The sequence below is a fragment of the Notoacmeibacter sp. MSK16QG-6 genome, from assembly GCF_024158145.1.
Lineage (GTDB): Bacteria > Pseudomonadota > Alphaproteobacteria > Rhizobiales > Rhizobiaceae > Notoacmeibacter.
On the sequence record NZ_JAMYXM010000001.1, the window covers coordinates 965,335 to 987,029 of the forward strand.

Below are 21,695 nucleotides of genomic sequence, written 5' to 3' on the forward strand. Positions count from 1 at the left end.
CTTTTCTAGAAGTGTTCCAATTTGCCGGAAACCGAAGGGGCTCTCCGTGACGTCATTGACCATTAACGGCCGCGCCGTCGAACTGGATGCGGATTCCCGCACCACGTTACTCGACGCGCTGCGCGAACATCTCAAACTTACAGGATCGAAAAAAGGCTGCGATCACGGCCAATGCGGCGCGTGCACGGTTCTTCTCGATGGTGAGCGGGTCAATGCCTGTCTGGTTCTGTTTGCCGGCTGCGAAGGTCAAGACGTGACGACGATCGAGGGCTTGAAAGAAGGCGATGACATCGGCGCTATGCAGCGCGCTTTCGTTTCTCACGACGCCTTTCAATGCGGATATTGCACACCGGGTCAAATCTGCTCAGCCGTGGCGACATTGAAGGAAGTGGAGCGGGGCGATGCCTCTGCCGTGACGGGCGGCGACCAGATCGAACTGACGCGTCTGGAAGTGCAGGAACGGATGAGCGGCAATCTCTGCCGCTGCGGCGCTTACAACAACATCGTCGATGCGGTGATGGACGCCGGCGGCGAGCCTGTCGATGCGGAGGCAGGCCGATGAAACCGTTCCAGTTTATCCGTCCTGACAGCGCCGATACCGCGCTTGATGCAATCTCTGCCGAGAATGCCAAATTCATGGGCGGCGGCACCAATTTGGTCGATCTGATGAAACTGCAGGTCGAAACACCCGATTCGGTGGTCGATATCCACCGCATCGATATGGGTGGTTTCAGCGAAACCGAAGAGAGCGGTCTCAGGATCGGCGCGGACGTGACCAATACCGCTCTGGCCAACCATCCAAAGGTGCGAAAAGACTATCGGGTTCTTTCCGAGGCGCTGCTTTCGGGCGCCACAGCTCAGCTTCGCAACCGCGCAACGACCGGCGGCAATTTTCTCCAGCGCACACGCTGTTATTATTTTATGGACACGACGCGTCCCTGCAACAAACGGGAACCGGGTTCCGGTTGCGCAGCGCTCGATGGACCGAGCCGCATTCACGCCATCCTTGGAGCATCGGACCATTGTATCGCGACTCATCCCTCGGACATGGCCGTCGCGATGGCAGCCCTCGACGCTCAGCTTCATACACGCAAACCTGGCGGCGAAAATCGGACGATCGCCGCGACTGAGCTTCATCGCCTGCCGGGCGATACGCCGAATATCGAGACCGTTCTGGATAGTGATGAACTGATCGAAAGCGTCACACTGCCCCAGCCGATTGGCGGAACGCACATCTATCGCAAGGTCAGGGACCGCTCATCCTATGCCTTCGCTCTGGTTTCCGCGGCCCTCGTGCTGAAGATCCATGATGGCAAGATCGAAACCGTCAGACTCGCACTGGGGGGTGTTGCGCACAAGCCTTGGCGCGCTGCCAAAGCCGAAAAGTGCCTGGCAGGCGCTGAAGCCAATGACGAGAATTTCCGCGCCGCCGCCGAGGCCGAACTTGCTGATGCGAACTCCAAGGGCGATCAGACCTTCAAGATCGAGCTTACGAAAAGAACAATTGTCGCCGCGCTCAGCGAAGCGGCCGACCGGGAGAATGCGGCATGAACGACATCATCAAAGGCAAATGGATCGGCAAGCCACTCGACCGCGTCGACGGGCCGCTAAAAGTTTCGGGAGAAGCCGCTTACGCCGCCGAGCACGACATCGATGCGGCAATCGGTTTCATCGTCGAATCGACCATCGCCAACGGCTCAGTCTCTTCAATTGATATTTCCAAAGCCGAGAAGGTTGAAGGCGTCATCGCTGTTCTCACTCATGAAAACGCACCCAAGATGAAACCTTGGGGCGATGGTGCAGACGATCGTTTTCAGCAAAGCCACGGCGTTCTCGTCGATGCGGCGATCCGTCATTATGGCCAACCGGTCGCGCTCGTTGTCGCGGAAACGCTTGAACAAGCGCGCTATGCAGCAATCCTGATCTCCGTCATCTACGATGAGAAGACCCCAAAACTCGGTATCGATCGCGATGATAGCGAGCTGGCGGACGGCATCGATGGCGGCCTGGAGGAAACCAACCGTCGCGGCGATTTCGAAAAGGCCTGGGGCGAGAGCGATCTGACGGTCGACCTCAACTTCACCACGCCGCACATGATCCAGGCGGCAATGGAGCCACATGCCGCTATCGCCGAGTGGGACGGCGACAGGCTCACCGTTCATAATTCGACGCAGGTCATCGACTGGGGTGTTGGCTGCCTTGCCAATACATTCGGTATCGACAAGAACAATATCCGGCTTCTGTCGCCCTATATTGGGGGTGGGTTCGGTTCCAAGCTCGGACAGCACTATGAGACGATCCTGGCAGCAGCGGCTGCAAAAAAGCTGGATCGACCGGTCAAGGTGGTCCAAACGCGCCGCAATCTTTTTCACGATGGGCCGCACCGCAGCCGGATCGAACAGCGCATTCGTCTCGGAGCCACGAAGGACGGTACGCTGAAGGCGATTAATTTCGAGACATGGTCCACGCAGGCTATCGGCCACCCCTTCACCGAGGGGCCAATGGCGTCGGCGGCCAATGCCTATCGTTGCGATGCTTTGCACTGGACCGGCAAAACACGCGAGACAAACGAAACGATCAACGATTCGATGCGCGCGCCGGGCGAAGCGCTCGGCGGCATCACTTTCGAGGCCGCCATAGACGAACTGGCCGAGAAGGTCGGCATGGACCCGTTGGAGTTTCGGCTCAAGAATGAGCCGGCGGAAGACCCTGCCAGCGGTAAGCCATTCGCGACCCGTGACCTTGTGGATTGCCTCAAAAAGGGTGCCGAAGCATTCGGCTGGGACGCTCGACCGAAAGAGCCGCGCTCACGAATGGAGGGGCGCAAGCTGATCGGCTACGGGCTGGCGAGCGCCATCCGCGGCAATATGATGATGGAAGGGTCATGCCAGATCGATCTATCGTCCTCCGGCCATCTCACGGTGCGGATGGATATGACGGATATCGGGACCGGCACCTATACGATCCTGACACAGATTGCCGCCGAGGCTCTCGGCCTGCACCCCGATGATATCACTGTCGAACTGGCCGATTCAGACAACCCCACCACCTCCGGCTCGGGCGGATCGTTCGGGGCGGGGACATCAGGCTCGGCACTCTGGAACGCCTGTATCGCCATGCGCGAGAAGCTGGCCAAGGCCGGTGGCTTCAATATCGATCCCGACGGCATCGCCTTCGATGAGGGCGCGATGCAAGCCGGTGACAGATCTGTGCCGTTGCGAGATGTACTGAAAGATAGCGATGGCTTTTCGGCGGAAGGTAGTATCGAACCCGGCGACGAGCATGACGACTATGTGCAGAACTCTTATGGCGCACATTTCTGCGAGGTCGCCGTCGATATCGACACCTGCGAGGTTGAAGTCCGCCGCTTCGTTTCCGTGTTTTCCGCAGGGCGCATACTCAACCGCAAGACGGCCCGAAGCCAATGTCTTGGCGGGCTGGTATGGGGTATAGGAGGTGCACTGCGCGAAGAGCTCTGGCTGGATGAGCGAACAGGCGGGTATGTGAACCGCGATCTGGCGGAATATCATTTGGCCGTGAACCGGGATGTGCCGCAGTGCGAGGTCATTTTTCTGGAGAACCCGGACCCCAAATCGAACCCAATCGGGACAAAGGGAATTGGCGAACTTGCCCTTTGCGGAGCCGGCGGTGCGATTGTGAATGCAATCTACAACGCAACCGGCAAGCGTGTATACGACCTGCCTGTCACGCTCGATAAACTCATGTAGACAAGACCAGTCGCGATGCGAGCGGCTTCCTGCTTGCCGCATCGCGATTGACGGCTCGATGGGTGAGCTTATTCGGCAAATCCGCCCTTACCGTCGGGCAGCCTTGGCCTATTTCAAAAAGTTGCCCCTTCTGGCCCCGACGGATCATCGATGAATTATCAATCCCCCGCCTCCAAACTGGATAATGTCGAACCCTCCGTCGGTATTGGCCCGCAGAATCGAAGACTGACACCGCCTATTCGGGACAAATTCCTTTCTGACGACGAGTTCGGCGCTACCGGCGAACGCCTGGCGAGCACCGCCCAGGCACCGTTGCAGTTCTTTCAGCCCTTCGATTTTCGCCGCCGTGAGCGCGACAACGAGAAGGTCATCGACGCCTGCTACGAATCGACCGCCCACGCCGCGAAAGAGGGCTATCCCATCTCCCCGGCGGCCGAATGGCTTCTCGACAATCACCACCTCGTAGAAGAGAACCTCAGGCAGGTCCGACGCGATCTGCCTATCAAATTCTATAACCAGCTTCCCAGCACCGCTGTAAAAGATGCCGGCCAGGAAGTGCCGAGGGTTCTTGCTCTGGCCTGGACTTACGTTGCGCATACCAACAGCGCTTTCTCCAGCCACACACTGACCGCCATCACGGAAGGCTTTCAAAGCGTCAAAACGTTAAAGATCGGCGAGATTTGGGCTATTCCCGCCTTTCTGCGTTTCGTGCTTCTGGAAAATTTGCGCCGCGCGTCCGAGCGCGTGCAATTGGGCCGCGAATTGCGGCAGAAGGCCAATGATCTAGCGGACCGTATGCTAGCGGCCGAAACCGACGAAGAGGCGGAACGGCAGTTCACACAATCCCGCTGCGACATCGCAGAACATGCCTTTTCAGCGCAGCTTCTCTATCGCCTGCGGGATGGTTCCGAACGCGCGCAGACCGTCCTTCAGTGGCTAGAGAAGGCATTCGCCGAAGACGGTGTCGAAGCCGAAGAAATGCTGATCGCGCAGCAGAACAGCGTCTCGTCAGCCAATGTGATCGTCGGCAATATCATCAGTTCGCTGCGCGCTATTGACGATATGGACTGGATCAGCTGGTTCGAGGGATTGTCCGCCGTCGACCGCAGGCTGCGGGTCACAACGGATTTCGAACTGCTCGATCCACGTTCACGCAACCGGTATCGCGAGCGCATCGAAACCCTGGCAAGACGGTCCAACTCTTCTGAAATGGAAGTCACGGACACAGTCATTGAAATGGCGCGCCAAGGCGCCGAGCTGCCCGATCCTCTAATCGTCGGCAATATCGGCTATTACCTCGTTGGAAATGGCATCGAAGCGCTTCGCGACCGGTTGGGCTATCGGCGCCGTCCGCGCGAGCGAATGCGCCTTCTGTTCTCCCGTCTCGGCTGGTTCGGCATCGCGTTGCCGGTAACGCTCCTGACCTTGAGCTTCCTGGCAGTGGCGGCGATGGCCATCGGGGCCATCGAGGGCGCGGCGGCTGCGGCCATTCTCCTCTTATTGCTGGCGCTACCGGCCTCAGAGGCGGCGATGGGCATCTTCAACATGCTGTCGTCCTACATGGTGCAACCCTATCACATGCCGGGCTATGAATATCGCGACGGCATTCCACGCGAAGCGCGAACCCTTGTCGTCGTCCCCTGCATGATCGGCGACCGCGACACGATCGACGAACTCGCCCGCAATCTGGAAGTCCACTATTTAAGCAATCCGCTGGGCGAGACTTATTTCGCGCTCCTCTCCGACTGGCCCGATGCGGACGTCGAAGAACGGTCCGAAGACAGCGAACTTCTGGAATATGCGCAGCGGACCATCGATACGCTGGCGGAAACCTATGCCCATACGGGCCGACGCCGGTTCTTTCTCCTGCATCGGCGACGCGTCTACGAAGAAGTCGACGATGTATGGATGGGCTGGGAACGAAAACGCGGCAAGCTCGAAGAACTCTTCGATGTCCTGCGCGGCGAAACCCATACCACTTATATGAAGCCGGCTCACGCATTGCCGGACGACATCGCCTTCGTCCTGACGCTCGACTCCGATACGCGATTGCCTCGTGATACGGTCACCAAACTCGTCGGCAAGATGGCGCATCCACTAAATGCGCCGATCAACGACCCGGACAGCAATCGCGTGACCGGCGGATACGGCATTCTGCAGCCTAGGATCACACCGTCTTTGACGACCGGCGAAGAAGCCTCCGCCTTTCAGCGGATGTTCTCTTCGAATCGGGGCCTCGACCCCTACGTCTTCGCCGTTTCCGATACCTATCAGGACGTTTTCCGGGAGGGCAGTTTCACGGGTAAAGGCCTGATCCATGTCGATGCATTTCGACAGGCAATGGCCGAGCGGATCGAGGACAATACGGTCCTTTCCCACGATCTGCTGGAGGGCGCACTCGCCCGCTCGGCGCTCGTCACCGACGTCGAGTTCGTGGAGGATTTCCCGACCAAGTATGCCGTTGAGGTCGGGCGGCAGCATCGCTGGATACGTGGTGACTGGCAGCTTCTTCCCTTTATTTTCGGTAGCGATTCGGACATTACGCCACTCAACCGCTTCAAGATGATCGACAATCTTCGGCGGTCTCTTCTGCCGATCGCCTGGGTTCTCGCTTCTATAGCAGGTTGGGTAAAGTTCGGCGTATGGCCGGCGCTGGTCTGGCAACTGGTCCTGATCGCCGTACTGATCATTTCGCCGGTCGTGTCGCTTTTCATGGGTTTTCTGTCGCCGCCCGTCGGCGTCACCATCCGCTCTCATCTGAGGACCTATGGCTGGGAATTGCTGACACTGCTCGGCCAGACAGGGCTGCGCGTCGCCTTTATGGCGCACACGGCCTGGTATGCGGCCGATGCCGTCGGCCGTACGCTCTATCGCCTGTTCGTTTCCCGCCGACAGCTTTTGGAATGGAAAACAGCCGCGCAGATGCAGAAGAGCGCAGCCGGCTCGCCCCTCGCCTATCTGGAACTGATGTGGCCCTCGTCGGTCATTGCCGCAATCGGTCTGATGCTTGCCCTCTCCTACGGCAATGACAGCGCGTTCGTCGCCCTGCCCATAACCGTTGCATGGTTCTTCGCGCCGCTCGTCGCCTGGCAGGTCTCGCGCTCAGCGGAAACGGACGACCGGTTCTTCGTGTCGCAGGACGAGCAGCGGGCACTGCGCCGGATCGCCCGGCGGACTTGGCGCTATTTCGAAACCTTCGTAAGCGAAGAGCACAACCATCTTCCGCCAGATAATTTTCAGGAAGACCCAGAGGCGGTCGTGGCCGCCCGGACATCGCCAACCAATATCGGGCTGTACTTGATTTCAACCGTTTCGGCGCGCGATCTCGGCTGGATTGGTTTCGAAGAGATGCTCAGCCGGATCGAGGCGACGCTGGTCACGCTTCGGCGGATGGAGAAGCATCGCGGTCATCTCTACAACTGGTATGACACGAAGAGTCTTCAGCCCCTGCCGCCGCGCTATATCTCAGCGGTCGACAGCGGCAATCTGGCAGGTCATCTGATCGTCGTGTCTTCCGCCTTGAAGGAGGCAGCAGCAGCGCCGGCTGCCTTCATGCATGCCGATGCGGAAGGCATTCGCGATGCGGCTACCATCGTTTCCGAGGCGCTCGATGACATTCCCAATGATCGGCGGACGATCCGGCCGCTCCGGGCCCGCCTGACGGAGCGCCTGGATAGTTTCGTCACTGCGCTCGACAGGGGCGCCGCCATCACCTCGGTCAAAGCCACCGGCCTGATGACCGTCGCTCAGGAAATCGAGCGTCTGGCTCTCGATATCGACCTTGAAGTGAGCAGCGACAACAGCCGGCGACTGGTGTTCTGGTCCAGCGCTTTGGTGCGGACCTGCGAGGCCCACTTCAACGATCCCGGCACAAGCCGTGAAACGATGGATCGGCTGCGGCGGCGCCTGACCGATGTTTCGGAGACCGCCCGCGGCCTGGCCTTCGACATGGAATTCGGTTTCCTCATGAATAAGAGGCGGCGTCTGCTGTCGATCGGCTATCGGGTCGACGAGGCTGAACTGGACGATTCCTGCTATGACCTGCTCGCTTCGGAAGCGCGCCTGACCAGCCTGTTCGCCATTGCGAAGGGCGATGTTCCCAACGAGCACTGGTTCCGCCTTGGCCGGCCGGTGGTGCCAGTTTCCGGGCGCGCCACCCTGGCCTCGTGGTCGGGTTCGATGTTCGAATATCTCATGCCGCCCCTTGTCATGCACGAGCGACAGGGCGGTCTGCTTTACCAGACCAACCGCATGGTGGTCCGCGTCCAGCAACGCTACGCCCGTGAACTCGGCGTGCCGTGGGGTATTTCGGAGTCGGCCTATAATGCGCGCGACCATATGCTGACCTATCAGTACTCCAATTTCGGCGTACCGTCCCTCGGCCTGAAGCGAGACCTCGCCCGCAATGCCGTTGTCGCGCCCTATGCGACAATGCTTGCCAGCCAGGTCAGCCCGAGCGACGCCATTCGAAACATGGACCGGCTGCGTGATATCGGCGCACAGGGCGCATACGGGTTTTACGAATCGGTCGATTTCACGCCATCGCGCCTGCCAAAGGGTGAGAAATGCGCCGTCATCCGATCCTATTTCGCCCATCATCAGGGCATGAGCATCTGCGCTGCCGCCAACGTTGTCACATCGGGCCGGCTGCGCGAACTGTTCCATTCCGATCCGGTGATTGAAGCGGCCGAGCTTCTTCTGCAGGAACGCGCGCCGCGCACCGTCGCGCCCGTGTCGCGCTCAGAAGAGGTGATGCGGCAGAAGCGCGACGGCAGCGCTCTCGCCGCGCCAGCCATGCAAATATATGATGAGCCGACGCATTCGGACCGCCGGACGCATCTGCTTTCCAACGGTCATTACAATGTCATGGTTACGGCGACAGGCGCGGGCTATTCGCGCTGGAACGGCCTGGCGATTACACGGTGGCGGCCCGATCCCGTGGAAGATAGCTGGGGGCAATATATCTTCCTGCGCGATGCGGCGACCGGCCAGTGGTGGAGCACGACCGGCGAGCCACGAAGCGCGCCCAATGAACGATCGGTCGCCGTCTTCACCGATTCACAGGCCGAGTTCCGAAAGCGCGTTGGGACGATCAGTTCCAGTCTCGACATTCTCGTCACGACAGAAGGCGACGGCGAAGGTCGCCGGCTTACCCTTAGCAACAGCGGCAGTGCAGACCGGCTGATCGAAGTCACCTCGTTTGCCGAACTCGTGCTATCCGCCGATCAGGCGGACATGGCCCATCCGGCTTTCTCGAAAATGTTTGTCCGCACCGAGATCGACCCTGCAGGCGATGCAATCATCGCCACGCGTAACAAACGAACGCTGGGCGAACCGGATATACACGTCGCTCATCTCATCACCGAGACGGCGGGCCAGAAGCGCGCGACCCAGTTCGAGACGGACCGCAGGGCTTTCATCGGCAGGGAGCGCAATCTGGCATCGGCTTCAGCTTTCGACCCCGGCGCAGAACTGACGGGATCGTCTGGTTTCACGCTTGACCCGATCATGTCGCTGCGACGGATCGTGCGTATTCCGGCTGGCAAGAAGGCGACTATCACATTCTGGACGCTTGCGGCAGCCGACCGTGAGACATTGAACGACCGTATCGCCCATTATCGCCATACCGAGACGTTCAACCACGAGAGCCAGCTGGCATGGACCCGCAGCCAGGTTCAGCTACGCCATATCAATATCACGAGCGAAGACGCCGAAACATTTCAGCGGCTCGCCCGCTATCTCATTTATCCCGATATGGATCTACGGATCGGCGAAGATGCCGTTCGAGACGGGCTGGCCAGCCAGAGCGCACTCTGGCCGCTCGGCATATCGGGTGATCATCCGATCTTCGTGCTGCGCACCGACGACGAAAACGATCTGAAAATCGTCAGCGAAGCTCTCGCCATGCAGGAGTATCTGCGGGGACGCGGCCATGTCTTCGATCTCGTCATCTTGAACGAACGGGTGACATCCTATGCGCAGGACATGCAGCAGGCCGTCGATATCCTCTGCGAGAACGCACGCCATCGCGGGCTGTCGGATGCCGCGCGATCTCACATCTTCGCCGTTCGCCACGACCTGATGGATCAGGCGACTTATGACGCCTTGCTGGCGGCTGCGCGCATTACGCTTCACACCCGCAATGGACGGCTTTCGCAGCAACTTGCACGGCTCGGCAGCGAGACGGAGGACGACTTGTCCGTGCCGCTATTCGCGCGCGAAGACGAAAAGCCGCTACCGACCGCCATTCCCCAGCCGGCGGCCGTCGCCAAGAGCGGCGACGATCTGCTGTTCTGGAACGGAATGGGCGGCTTCGACCCTGAAACCGGAGAATATGTTGTCCGGATGACAGGCGGAGAGCGGACGCCTCAACCCTGGATCAATGTCATCTCCGGTAAGGATTTCGGCTTTCACGTTTCTGCCGGAGGCGCGGCGTTTACCTGGAGTATCAATTCGCGCGACTATCAGCTGACGCCGTGGAGCAACGATCCGGTTCTGAACCGGCCCGGCGAAGCGCTCTATGTCCGCGATCTCGAAAGCGGCATTACACTGACGCCGTTCGCTGCGCTCGCGGGAGCGGCTTCCGAACCCTACGAAGCGCGTCATGGCATGGGCTATTCGGCATTTCATGCAGCGGGTGGTGGCCTGCGGCTGGACGCCACGATGGCGATGGCTGATGGGCGAAACGCCAAATTGACGCGCCTTCGGATCCAGAATGAGTTCGACCGGCCTCGCAGATTGCGACTCTATGCCGTCGCCGAATGGGTACTCGGCAATAATGGTAGCCAGTCGGCGCCCTTCATCGCGTCGGATTTCAACGAAGAGTCCGGTGTGTTGAGCGCTACCAACCCCTATTCCGTCGATTTTTCGGGCCGCTACGCATTCCTGGCGCTTTCGACGCCGGTCTCATCGCATACGGCTTCGCGGCGAAACTTCATCGGCGGCCAGTCGATACGTTTTCCGCAAGCCGTGGCAGAGGGAGCCGCACTCGACAACACGACCGCTATCGGAGGCGATCCGTGCGCGGCCCTTACCTCCGATATCGATGTGCCTGCCAATGGCACGGTCGAGGTTCTCATCATCCTCGGTGACAGCGAATCGGCCGAGCAGGCATCGGAAATGGCCCAAGCGCTGCGAGACGAAGGGTTCGAACCACAACTCGCCGCAACGAAGGCGGAGTGGGACGAATTTCTTGGTACGCTGCAGGTCGAGACGCCCGATCCAGCCATGAATCTCATGGTCAATCACTGGCTGCCCTATCAGGCTCTCGCGTGCCGCATCCGCGCGCGGTCGGCCTTCTATCAAGCCTCCGGCGCTTATGGCTTCCGCGACCAGCTACAGGATACATCGGCTCTGCTTCTTCAGGATCCGTCCTACGCGCAGGCGCAGATTCTCAACGCGGCAGGTCGTCAGTTCCCTGAAGGCGATGTGCAGCACTGGTGGCTGCCTCGCACAGGCGCAGGTGTGCGCACCATGATTTCGGACGACGTGGTCTGGCTCGGCTATCTGACGGCGCATTACGTCCGGGTAACGGGCGATACCGGCTTTCTCGATTCCGAGCTTCCCTTCATCCAGGGGCCGGCGCTGGAACCCGGCGCGCATGACGCCTTCTATACGCCAGAGGTACTCGACGAGACGGTGTCGCTCTACGAGCATTGCGCGCGGGCGCTCGATCTCGGCTGCGCCCGGCGTGGCGAGAACGGGCTGCCGCTCATTCTCGGCGGCGACTGGAACGACGGCATGAACCGCGTCGGCGAAGAGGGCCGAGGTACTTCGGTATGGCTCGGCTGGTTCATGGCCGGTGGATTGTCGGCGATGATACCGCTGGCGGAAGCCAGAGGTGATCAGGCGCGCGTCGAGCGATGGGCCGCCCGTCGCGATGAATTGCGCGAAGCCTTGCAAAATGAGGGCTGGGACGGCGACTGGTACCGGCGTGGCTCGTTCGACGATGGAACGCCGCTCGGCAGCCATCGGTCCGATGAATGCCGTATCGATACGATTGCGCAGAGCTGGAGTGTTCTGTCCGGCGAAGGCAACCCTGAGCGCAGTGGCAAAGCGCTCGACAAGGTCCTGGAAATTCTGACCGACGACGAGGTGAAGATCATCAAACTCTTCACCCCGCCTTTCCAGCATACGGCAAAGAACCCCGGTTATATCAAAGGATATCCCCCAGGCGTTCGGGAGAACGGCGGCCAGTACACCCACGGCGCCATCTGGACGGCCTATGCGCTGGCTGAAATGGGCCGGCCGGACGATGCCTGGAAGGCCTACTCGCATCTTCTGCCGATCAACCACGCGTTGAGCGAAACGGATATGCAGCGTTATCGCGTCGAGCCATACGTGGTGGCAGCGGATATCTATGGCGAAGAGGACCGGCGCGGTCGGGGCGGTTGGACCTGGTACACCGGATCGGCCGGTTGGCTCTATCGCTGTTCGGTGGAAGCCATCCTCGGTATCAGGCGTCAGGGCGAGCGGCTATTCGTCAAGCCTGCCATTCCCAGCCATTGGGACGGCTATTCGGCTACGCTCCGTCAGAACGGGCTCTCCTACCGAATTGAGGCCGAACGGATCGATGGGCGGATCGTCGTGCGCGTCAACGGTCTGGAGGAACAGAGCGAGGGCGAAGGCTTCGTTTTGAACTAGGAACCGCAATCGTGATGCATGGGCAAGCGGAGGCATGGCCCTATGTCTCCGCAGGCTCACAGCAATGACGATGAAAGCGGACCATGGCGCAGACGAACTATCCCGATTTTTTCCAGCGCTACATCCTGTTAGTCGTCGCGATAGCCGGCACTGTTCTATTCGGATTGCTGAGCTTCTATCATTCGCTCTGGTGGACGATCGGCTTCGTACTCTCCGCCGTGGGCGTGGCGACCGGTCTCTACGACATGTTTCAGAAGCGTCATACGATCACGCGCAACTATCCTATTGCCGCGCGGATACGGTGGCTCGCCTACGATCTAAGACCTTATCTACGAGCTTATATTGTCGAGGGCGACCTGGAGGATACGCCATACTCCGTGCAGGCCCGAAATCTGGTCTATGCGCGCGCCAGAGGCCATGGCGGCACTATCCCTTTCGGAACGGAACTCGAAGTAGGCAAAGCCGGGTATGGCTGGCTCGACCATTCCATCGCGCCATGCGAGGCGCCGGATCATCATCCAAGGGTCGATATTGGCGGCGAGCAATGCGCCAAGCCGTACAACGCCTCCATCCTGAATATTTCAGCGATGAGTTTCGGCTCGCTATCGGCGCGCGCCATCGAAGCGCTGAACTGGGGCGCGGCTCGCGGCAATTTCTATCACGATACGGGCGAAGGCGGAGTCTCGCCCTACCATCGCAAGCATAATGGCGATCTCGTCTGGGAGATCGGGTCGGGCTATTTCGGCGCGCGCAACAGCGATGGCCATTTCGACCCGGCGCGTTTTGCCGATACGGCGCAGATCGATCAGATCAAGATGACGGAAATCAAACTGTCACAGGGCGCAAAGCCTGGGCATGGCGGTCTATTGCCCGGCGCAAAGGTAACAGAGGAGATTGCCAGCGTCCGCAAGATCGAACCCTGGCAGGACTGCCTTTCGCCGCGCGGGCATAACGCCTTCTCAACCCCGGTCGAGATGCTCGAATTTGCCGCTCGGATGCGAGAATTATCGGGCGGCAAGCCGGTCGGAATAAAGCTCTGCGTCGGTCAGTTGCACGAAATCTTCGCCATCATGAAGGCGATGCGGACGAGCGGCATCCTGCTGGATTTCATCGTGGTCGACGGCGCAGAGGGTGGCACGGGCGCGGCCCCACTCGAACTCTCAAACCACGTTGGCATGCCTTTGCGGGACGGACTGATCCATATGCGCAATGCGCTGGTCGGAGCCGGACTTCGCGACAAGGTGCGACTGGCAGCCAGCGGCAAAGTCTATTCCGGATGGACCATGGCGGAGAATCTTGCGCTCGGTGCCGACTGGTGCAACGCGGCGCGCGCCTTTATGTTCTCTATCGGGTGCATCCAGGCGCAACGTTGCGACAAAGGCACATGTCCGACCGGCATCGCGACGCAGGATCGGCTTCGCCAGCGGGGCCTGGTGCCAGAAATTCAGGGCCAGCGCGCAGCCGCCTTTCATGAAGCGACCTTACACGCTTTGTCGGAAATCACAGCCGCTGCGGGCGTCGAGCATCCCCGAGACCTTATGCCGCACCATATCTCGCTTCGGCCGGAAGTACTGGAGGCGGACAGCTTCGATACCGCTTTCGTCCTACTGAAAGAAAATGCGCTGATCGACGCGCCGGACGAGACGATGTATGCCCGGCACTGGCAAGCCGCCAGCGCCGATACGTTCCGGCCAGCGAAGGAAATTCCGCTGGCGCACATGAACGCGACGAGGCGCGTGTTTTCACAGACCTGACTGTCTTACGAAGGGAGATATTTCATGCGGACCATTCAACGGCTCGATGCAGAGGACGCACAACTTCTCATTGACGGAGCAGCGGCGGAGGCCGACTCTATCGGTGTGCCGATGTGCATAGCCATCACCGATGAGGGCGGCAATCTGCTCGCTTTCAAACGAATGGACGGCGGCAAGGTGACGTCAATCACTATCGCCATAGACAAGAGCTTCACCGCGTCCGGCGCGCAGAAGGCGACGCATGAATATGGCGAGGCCAGCCAGCCGGGGGCACCCGCCTATGGAATTTTCGCCGGCATTGGCGGGCGACTAATGGTGGTTGGCGGTGGGCTACCGGTCAAAGTCGATGGCGCGGTTGTCGGCGGCATCGGCATTTCGTCCGGGACGCCCGCACAGGACAGGCAGTGCGCCGAAGCTGGCATCAAATATTTGATGGACAAGAAGGGCTATTCGGAATGACGCTCTACCGTCTCGGCGACCGCAGTCCGGAGCTCACCGACGGCACCGTGTTCGTTGCGCCGGGCGCACGAGTCATGGGACATGTCGTCCTCGGTTCGCAGGTCGGCATCTGGTTCAACGCGGTGCTGCGTGGAGACAATGAGCCGATCATCATTGGCGCGCGCACCAATATCCAGGACATGACGATGATTCATACCGACCCCGGCGCGCCGGTCACGATCGGTGAAGGGTGCACCATCGGGCACAAAGCGATCATCCATGGGTGCATCATTGGCGATAATTCGCTGATCGGGATGGGCGCGACCGTTTTAAACCGCGCAAAGATCGGCAAGAACTGCCTGATCGGCGCGGGCGCGCTCATTACGGAGGGCAAGGAAATCCCCGATGGCAGCCTCGTCGTCGGCGCGCCGGGCAAGGTCATCCGCCAGCTCGATGAGGGCGCGATCTCCGCGCTACGCATGAGCGCGGAGAACTACGTTCAGAACGCCGCGCGTTTTCTCAAGGATCTGGCGCCGCTCGACTGAACTTCAGTGCGCGCCGGAAAACGAGCCGGTGCGCACATCGTAATCGACGGCGAGCCCGTAATCGGGATCGTCATCCTCCTCGACCATAAGCTGACCGGCCCGGTTCAGCAGTCGGTGGCAATCGCGAGACAGGTGCCGCAGGCTGACGCGCTTTCCCTGCTGCTCATATTTTGCGGCGACATCCTCAATGGCTTGCAAGGCCGACTGGTCGACAACCCGCGAATTGGCGAAATCGATCACGACTTCTTCCGGGTCACCTTTCGGGTCGAACAGTTCGCTGAACCCATCCGTCGATCCGAAGAAGAGCGGTCCCTCGATAGTATAGACCTTCTGGCCCTTGTGGTTCAGCCGGCTGCCGGCGTGGATGCGTTTCGCATTGCTCCAGGCATAGACCAGCGCCGAAACAATGACGCCGACGACCACGGCGACGGCAAGGTCCGCGACGACCGTCACGGCGGTCACCAGGACAATGACGAAACTGTCGGAGAGCGGAATTTTTCTCATGATCAGGATCGACCGCCAGGCGAACGTGCCGATCACCACCATGAACATGACACCCACCAGCGCTGCGAGCGGAATGATCTCGATCAGCGGCGCGGCGAACAGGATAAAGCTGAGCAGGAACAACGCCGCCGAAATGCCGGACAGCCTCATTCGCCCGCCGGAACGTACATTGATCATCGATTGGCCGATCATGGCGCAGCCGCCCATCCCGCCGAAAAAGCCGGTTATGGTGTTTGCCGCGCCTTGGGCAAGGCACTCTTGAGAGGCGCCGCCGCGTTCCTCGACAATTTCGCCGACCAGGTTCAGCGTCAGCAAGGATTCAATCAGACCGATGGCCGCGAGGATCACGGCATAAGGCCCGATGATCGTGAGCGTCTCCCAGTTCAACGGCACGAGAGGCAGATGAAACTGCGGAAGGCCGCCTTCGATGGAGGCAAGGTCGCCGACGCGGGGCGTATCCAATCCGAAGACGATCACCAGAGCCGCAACAACGGCAATGCCGGCGAGCGGTGCTGGAATTGGCGATTTCAGTTTCGGCACAAGCCAGATCACCGCCATTGTGAGAGCGACAAGACCGAGCATCAGCGCAAGTTCCCCGCCCTGCATCCAGGCATGGCCGCCATTGGCTTCAGCAGTGCGAAACTGGCCGAGTTGCGCAAGGCCGATGACGATGGCGAGGCCGTTGACGAAACCCAGCATAACAGGTGTCGGCACGAGGCGGATAAATTTGCCGAGCCTGAAGATACCGGCAATGATCTGCAAAATGCCCATGAGAACCACGGTGGCGAAGAGATATTCGACCCCATGCTCGGCAACCAGCGAGACCATAACGACGGCGAGCGCCCCGGTCGCGCCGGAGATCATACCCGGGCGACCGCCGAAGACAGCGGTGACAAGCCCGACGATGAAGGCCGCATAGAGACCGACGAGCGGCGCGACGCCGGCCACGAAGGCGAAAGCGACGGCTTCCGGCACCAAAGCCAACGCGACTGTGAGGCCAGCCATAATTTCGCGGCCAATATCCGATGGCTTGAAGTTCGCTGTTTCCGGCGCGCGTTTAAGGAAGGATGGGCGCGCAACCAATGAGGCGAGCGTCGACTTTGTCACGAGGCGACTCCGAGAAGACGAAGATTATGGGATTTTGAAACGGTTTAGCGCGTGCAGCATTTGGCCGCAAGGCCGCCCCTTGCGTAGCTGCCATGCGCCAGCATTAACGTAAGAGGATAAGTGTGCGTCCGTCACATCAATGGTGGCTGAGCATTTCGATTGCGTCGGCAACGCGCCGGCTCTAGCCTCGTACAAAATTTGAGCGGCAGGAAAGTAGCGTCATGAACCAGCAGTTCGGCATGAATGATATGAGCGCCGTGGTAGAGGCCGACAGGAAACGCGTCTGGCACCACCTCACGCAGCACAAGCCCTATGAGACAACCGACCCGAAGGTGATGGTCGAGGGCAAGGGTATGAAGATCTGGGACGCCAACGGCAAGGAGCATCTCGACGCGGTGTCGGGCGGCGTCTGGACGGTCAATATCGGCTATGGTCGCGAAAGCATGGCTGACGTCATCCGCGAACAGCTTCTGAAGCTGAATTATTACGCCGGGGCCGCAGGCTCCGTGCCCGGCGCGCTCTTCGCCGAAAAGCTGATCGAAAAGATGCCGGGGATGAGCCGGGTCTATTATTCCAATTCGGGATCGGAGGCCAATGAGAAGGCCTACAAGATGATCCGCCAGATCGCGCATCGCCAGCACGGCGGCAAGAAGTGGAAGATTCTCTATCGCGAGCGCGATTATCACGGCACAACGTTTGGCGCGCTGTCCGCCGGCGGACAGGCGCAACGCAATGCGCAATACGGCCCGTTTCTGCCGGGCTTCATCGAAGTGCCGCACTGCCTTGAATATCGCAGCCAATGGGGCGAGGTCGACAATTACGGAGAACGCGCCGCCGATGCGATCGAAGAGGTAATCCTCCGCGAAGGCCCGGACACGGTCGGCGGCCTCTGTCTTGAACCCATCACCGCCGGCGGAGGTGTTATTGTGCCTCCAGCCGGTTACTGGGAACGGGTCCAGCAGATCTGCGAAAAATACGAAATTCTGCTCCATATCGACGAGGTGGTCTGCGGTGTCGGCCGCACCGGCGAATGGTTCGGGTATCAGCATTACGGCGTGAAGCCGGATTTCGTGACAATGGCAAAGGGCGTGGCGTCGGGCTATGCGGCGATCTCCTGCACCGTGACGACCGAAGCGGTGTTCGATCAGTTCAAGGACGATCCGGACGATCCAATGGGCTTTTTCCGCGACATCTCCACCTTTGGGGGCTGCACGTCCGGCCCGGCTGCTGCGCTGGAAAATATGCGCATCATCGAAGACGAAGATTTACTTGCCAACACCACGAAGATGGGCGAACGCCTGCTCGGCAATCTCAACGTGCTGATGGAGAAACACGAAATCATCGGCGATGTGCGCGGCAAGGGCCTCTTCTGCGGCGCTGAACTGGTCGCCGACCGGGCGACAAAGGAGCCGGCGCCCGAGGCCAAGGTCAAGGCGGTCGCCGCCGACTGCATGGAACAGGGGGTTATCATCGGCGCGCAAAATCGCTCTCTCGCCGATGGGCTTAACAACGCACTCCTGTTCAGCCCGGCCCTTATTGCGACCGAAAGCGATATCGATGCCATCACCGATGCAGTGGATGGCGCACTGGGGCGGGTCTTCGGCTAAACGAGCTCTGGAGCCGGCAGGGAAATGGCGACCGCTTGTCCGCCGTTTCCCTTTCGCTGCAACGAGATAAGACCTGACTATTATGCTCATAAAATAATCACGCCCAAATTTTGCGCAGAAAAAATTTGACCTTTCGGTAAAAAATGCGAAGCTACCCTCTCGGTTACCGTGAGATGGAGAGTTCTTCATGAGTGTCGAACGGCGTAGCGGAACTATTTCAGCAGGCCGGCTGAGCGCTGAGCAGTTGCGCGAAAACTTCTGCGACCTCCACCCACCGATGAATCCCCACGAAGCGGCTGTCGAGGCCGACCGCTGCTATTTCTGCTACGATGCGCCGTGCATGAATGCCTGCCCGACCGGCATTGATATTCCCCTCTTCATTCGTCAGATCGCCGCCGACAATCCTAACGGCGCGGCGAAAACCATTTTCGACGCCAATATTTTCGGCGCGATGTGTGCCCGCGTCTGCCCGACCGAAACGCTGTGCGAAGAGGTCTGCGTGCGCGAAGTCGCCGAAGACCAGCCGGTTCGGATCGGCATGCTGCAGCGTTACGCTACCGACCATCTAATGGAAACGACGACGGAACATCCGTTCAAGCGCGCGGCGGAAACTGGCAAGCGGGTGGCGGTGGTCGGCGCCGGGCCAGCGGGCCTGTCCTGCGCCCACCGTCTCTCCATGCACGGCCACACCGTCACGGTTTTCGAGGCGCGGCAAAAGCCCGGCGGGCTGAACGAATATGGCATCGCCACCTATAAAGCGACCGACGACATTGCCCAGGCCGAAGTGCAATGGCTTCTCGGCATCGGTGGCATAACCATCGAGACCGACAAGGCGCTCGGACGTGACATCCACCTGAGGGACCTCACCGCTGATTACGACGCCGTTTTCCTGGGCATGGGCCTGGCCGGTGTCAATGCGCTGACGGCGGAGGGAGCGGACAGCGCTGGGTCGTCCGATGCGGTTGGATGGATCGCCGATTTGCGGCAGACAACCGATCTATCGCAGGTTCCTGTTGGCAACCGGGTCGTCGTCATTGGCGGCGGCATGACCGCCGTGGACGCCGCCGTGCAGGCCAAGAATCTCGGCGCGGACGAAGTCACCATCGCCTATCGCCGCGGCAAGGAGGCGATGAGCGCTTCGGGATACGAGCAGGAGGTGGCGGCCACACGCGGCGTCCATCTGCGCTATAATCTGCAGCCGAAGCGCATCCATGCCGAAAATGGCGACGTGACCGGCATCACCTTCGAGAAGACCGCCTCGGACGCCAATGGCAAACTGAGCGCCACCGGCGAAGAGGTGACGCTGGAAGCCGATCAGATCTTCAAGGCGATCGGCCAGAGCTTCGTGCCCGACAGCGTCGCAGCCGAAGGCGCAGCGCTCACCCTCGATGGTGGGCGGATCGCCGTCGATGACGAGCGCAAAACGTCGATGGACAAGGTCTGGGCGGGCGGCGACTGCATCGCCGGTGGTGAAGACCTCACCGTCGTCGCTGTCGAGGACGGCAAGATCGCCGCCGAAAGCATTCACGCGGCGCTGAGCGCCTGAACGGGAGATAAGACCATGGCTGACCTCTCCACCAACTTCCTCGGCATCCAGTCGCCCAATCCGTTCTGGCTGGCCTCCGCGCCACCGACCGACAAGCAGTACAACGTCGAGCGCGCTTTCGAAGCCGGCTGGGGCGGCGTGGTCTGGAAGACGCTCGGCGAAGCCGGTCCGCCCGTCGTCAATGTCAACGGTCCGCGCTACGGCGCGATTCATGGCGCGGATCGGCGGCTCCTCGGCCTCAACAATATCGAACTCATCACCGACCGCGACCTGGAAGTGAACCTGCGGGAGATGACCGAGACCAAGAAGAACTGGCCGGATCGCGTCATCATCGCTTCGCTGATGGTGCCCTGCGAGGAGCACGCCTGGAAGGCGATCCTGAAGCGCGTCGAGGAAACCGGCTGCGACGGCGTCGAACTCAATTTCGGCTGCCCGCACGGCATGAGCGAGCGCGGCATGGGCTCCGCCGTCGGCCAGGTGCCCGAATATATCGAGATGGTCGCCCGCTGGTGCAAGGAAAACACCGATCTGCCGGTGATCGTGAAGCTGACGCCGAACATCACCGATATCCGCAAACCGGCGGAGGCGGCCAAGCGGGGCGGGGCGGACGCCGTCAGCCTCATCAACACGATCAACTCGATCACCGCCATCGATCTGGACAGTTTCGCGCCGGAGCCGACCATCGACGGCAAGGGCAGCCATGGCGGCTATTGCGGCCCGGCGGTCAAGCCCATCGCGCTCTCCATGGTGTCCGAGATCGCCCGCAACCCGGACACGCACGGCCTGCCGATCTCAGGCATTGGCGGCATCACCACATGGCGCGACGCGGCGGAGTTCATCGCGCTCGGCTGCGGCACGGTGCAGGTCTGCACGGCGGCGATGACCTATGGCTTCCACATCGTGCAGGAGATGATCGCCGGCCTGTCCAACTATATGGACGAGAAGGGCTACGCCTCCGTCGAGGATTTTCGCGGCGCGGCGGTGCCGAACGTCACCGACTGGCAGTATCTCAACCTCAACTACGTCACGAAAGCCCGGATCGATCAGGATCTCTGCATCAAATGCGGGCGCTGCCACATTGCCTGCGAGGACACCTCGCACCAGGCGATCACCCATCTGGTCGATGGCGTCCGCCATTTCGAGGTGATCGACGCCGAATGCGTCGGCTGCAATCTGTGCGTCAATGTCTGCCCGGTGGAGAACTGCATTACCATGGAGCAGATCGCCGGCATCGATCCGCGCACCGGCAAACCGGCCGATGCGGATTACGCCAATTGGACGACGCATCCCAACAATCCGGCCGTGAGAGAAGCGGCGGAGTAGGGGCCGCCCTTCCTTCCGCCCGACGCCGCGCAGGGCAAAACGCGCCACCGGCGCGGCGGGCCGGCGACGTTGAAAAAGAAGTGAGCAAGCCGGCGGCCGGATCGTCGCTCCTAAAAATGTTTAGTGCCACGACCATCCGTTCGGGGCTGAAAACGCCAAATCGTTGGCCTTTTCTTCGCCTTCGGCGAACCGCCCCTCACCCACCGACGATTTGTGGCGTTCGCTTTTCAGACGGGCGCCTTCCGGGCGTCGAACGCCCGTGGCGGAACCCCGCCGCCGGTCCCTCGCCCGCAGGCTCAAACGGTTCCTCGGCTATCGACGACCCGCAGCCAAAGGGGATTGCTACACCCCACCGCCGATGACCACGGATCGTCACCGGCGCGCTGCGCTCGTCACCGCCCTCCCAAGAATCTCCGGTTCGCGATCCCGTTGCTCCGAAAGGCGGCTGGCAGGGGGGGGTAGATAGATTGTGGCGAATGTTGACCGGTGGCCTACGAGGA

Annotated in this window: 11 protein-coding genes; 10 read left to right on the plus strand and 1 reads right to left on the minus strand. The window is 60.5% G+C overall.

The genetic code is table 11. The annotated features are described in order from the left end of the window. The first annotated feature begins 46 nt into the window (after positions 1-46). From NIM86_RS04580 to NIM86_RS04610, 7 genes are all read left to right on the plus strand, one after another. Positions 47-562, plus strand: coding sequence for a 2Fe-2S iron-sulfur cluster-binding protein (locus tag NIM86_RS04580; RefSeq protein ID WP_253379544.1), 516 nt, complete (start codon positions 47-49; stop codon positions 560-562). Continuing rightward, positions 559-1,551, plus strand: a complete 993-nt coding sequence (locus tag NIM86_RS04585; protein WP_253379545.1) for a xanthine dehydrogenase family protein subunit M — start codon at positions 559-561, stop codon at positions 1,549-1,551. The genes NIM86_RS04580 and NIM86_RS04585 overlap by 4 nt, the downstream gene beginning before the upstream one ends. Then, positions 1,548-3,728 (plus strand): xanthine dehydrogenase family protein molybdopterin-binding subunit, encoded by a 2,181-nt coding sequence (locus tag NIM86_RS04590; protein WP_253379546.1) that lies wholly within the window; start codon positions 1,548-1,550, stop codon positions 3,726-3,728. The genes NIM86_RS04585 and NIM86_RS04590 overlap by 4 nt, the downstream gene beginning before the upstream one ends. A gap of 150 nt (positions 3,729-3,878) precedes the next feature. Next, a complete protein-coding gene (locus NIM86_RS04595; protein ID WP_253379547.1) occupies positions 3,879-12,371 on the plus strand; it encodes a GH36-type glycosyl hydrolase domain-containing protein in 8,493 nt (2,830 codons plus the stop codon). A gap of 83 nt (positions 12,372-12,454) precedes the next feature. Further along, complete coding sequence (locus NIM86_RS04600; RefSeq protein ID WP_253379548.1) at positions 12,455-14,125, plus strand: FMN-binding glutamate synthase family protein; 1,671 nt, start codon at positions 12,455-12,457, stop codon at positions 14,123-14,125. Positions 14,126-14,149: 24 nt separating this feature from the next. Further along, a complete protein-coding gene (locus NIM86_RS04605; RefSeq protein ID WP_253379549.1) occupies positions 14,150-14,584 on the plus strand; it encodes a heme-binding protein in 435 nt (144 codons plus the stop codon). Further along, complete coding sequence (locus NIM86_RS04610; protein WP_253379554.1) at positions 14,581-15,108, plus strand: gamma carbonic anhydrase family protein; 528 nt, start codon at positions 14,581-14,583, stop codon at positions 15,106-15,108. The genes NIM86_RS04605 and NIM86_RS04610 overlap by 4 nt, the downstream gene beginning before the upstream one ends. 3 nt (positions 15,109-15,111) lie before the next feature. Here NIM86_RS04610 and NIM86_RS04615 read toward each other — a convergent pair whose 3' ends face one another. Further along, positions 15,112-16,617 carry a SulP family inorganic anion transporter gene (locus NIM86_RS04615; RefSeq protein WP_253380722.1) on the minus strand — a complete coding sequence of 502 codons (1,506 nt, stop codon included), beginning with the start codon at positions 16,615-16,617 and terminating at the stop codon, positions 15,112-15,114. 323 nt (positions 16,618-16,940) lie between these two features. Between NIM86_RS04615 and NIM86_RS04620 the strand changes: the two genes are divergently transcribed. From NIM86_RS04620 to preA, 3 genes are all read left to right on the plus strand, one after another. Next, complete coding sequence (locus NIM86_RS04620; RefSeq protein ID WP_253379558.1) at positions 16,941-18,326, plus strand: aspartate aminotransferase family protein; 1,386 nt, start codon at positions 16,941-16,943, stop codon at positions 18,324-18,326. Positions 18,327-18,513: 187 nt separating this feature from the next. Then, positions 18,514-19,872 carry an NAD(P)-dependent oxidoreductase gene (locus NIM86_RS04625; RefSeq protein ID WP_253379559.1) on the plus strand — a complete coding sequence of 453 codons (1,359 nt, stop codon included), beginning with the start codon at positions 18,514-18,516 and terminating at the stop codon, positions 19,870-19,872. Positions 19,873-19,887: 15 nt separating this feature from the next. Then, complete coding sequence (gene preA, locus NIM86_RS04630; RefSeq protein WP_253379560.1) at positions 19,888-21,195, plus strand: NAD-dependent dihydropyrimidine dehydrogenase subunit PreA; 1,308 nt, start codon at positions 19,888-19,890, stop codon at positions 21,193-21,195. Positions 21,196-21,695: the final 500 nt, after the last annotated feature.

Excerpts from the sequence above, each read along its gene's own strand:
- NIM86_RS04585 (WP_253379545.1), top strand. The coding sequence starts at position 559 with ATGAAACCGTTCCAGTTTATCCGTCCTGACAGCGCCGATACCGCGCTT.
- NIM86_RS04590 (WP_253379546.1), top strand. The coding sequence starts at position 1,548 with ATGAACGACATCATCAAAGGCAAATGGATCGGCAAGCCACTCGACCGC.
- NIM86_RS04595 (WP_253379547.1), top strand. The coding sequence starts at position 3,879 with ATGAATTATCAATCCCCCGCCTCCAAACTGGATAATGTCGAACCCTCC.
- NIM86_RS04600 (WP_253379548.1), top strand. The coding sequence starts at position 12,455 with ATGGCGCAGACGAACTATCCCGATTTTTTCCAGCGCTACATCCTGTTA.
- NIM86_RS04605 (WP_253379549.1), top strand. The coding sequence starts at position 14,150 with ATGCGGACCATTCAACGGCTCGATGCAGAGGACGCACAACTTCTCATT.
- NIM86_RS04610 (WP_253379554.1), top strand. The coding sequence starts at position 14,581 with ATGACGCTCTACCGTCTCGGCGACCGCAGTCCGGAGCTCACCGACGGC.
- NIM86_RS04615 (WP_253380722.1), bottom strand. The coding sequence starts at position 16,617 with ATGGCTGGCCTCACAGTCGCGTTGGCTTTGGTGCCGGAAGCCGTCGCT.
- NIM86_RS04620 (WP_253379558.1), top strand. The coding sequence starts at position 16,941 with ATGAACCAGCAGTTCGGCATGAATGATATGAGCGCCGTGGTAGAGGCC.
- NIM86_RS04625 (WP_253379559.1), top strand. The coding sequence starts at position 18,514 with ATGAGTGTCGAACGGCGTAGCGGAACTATTTCAGCAGGCCGGCTGAGC.
- preA (WP_253379560.1), top strand. The coding sequence starts at position 19,888 with ATGGCTGACCTCTCCACCAACTTCCTCGGCATCCAGTCGCCCAATCCG.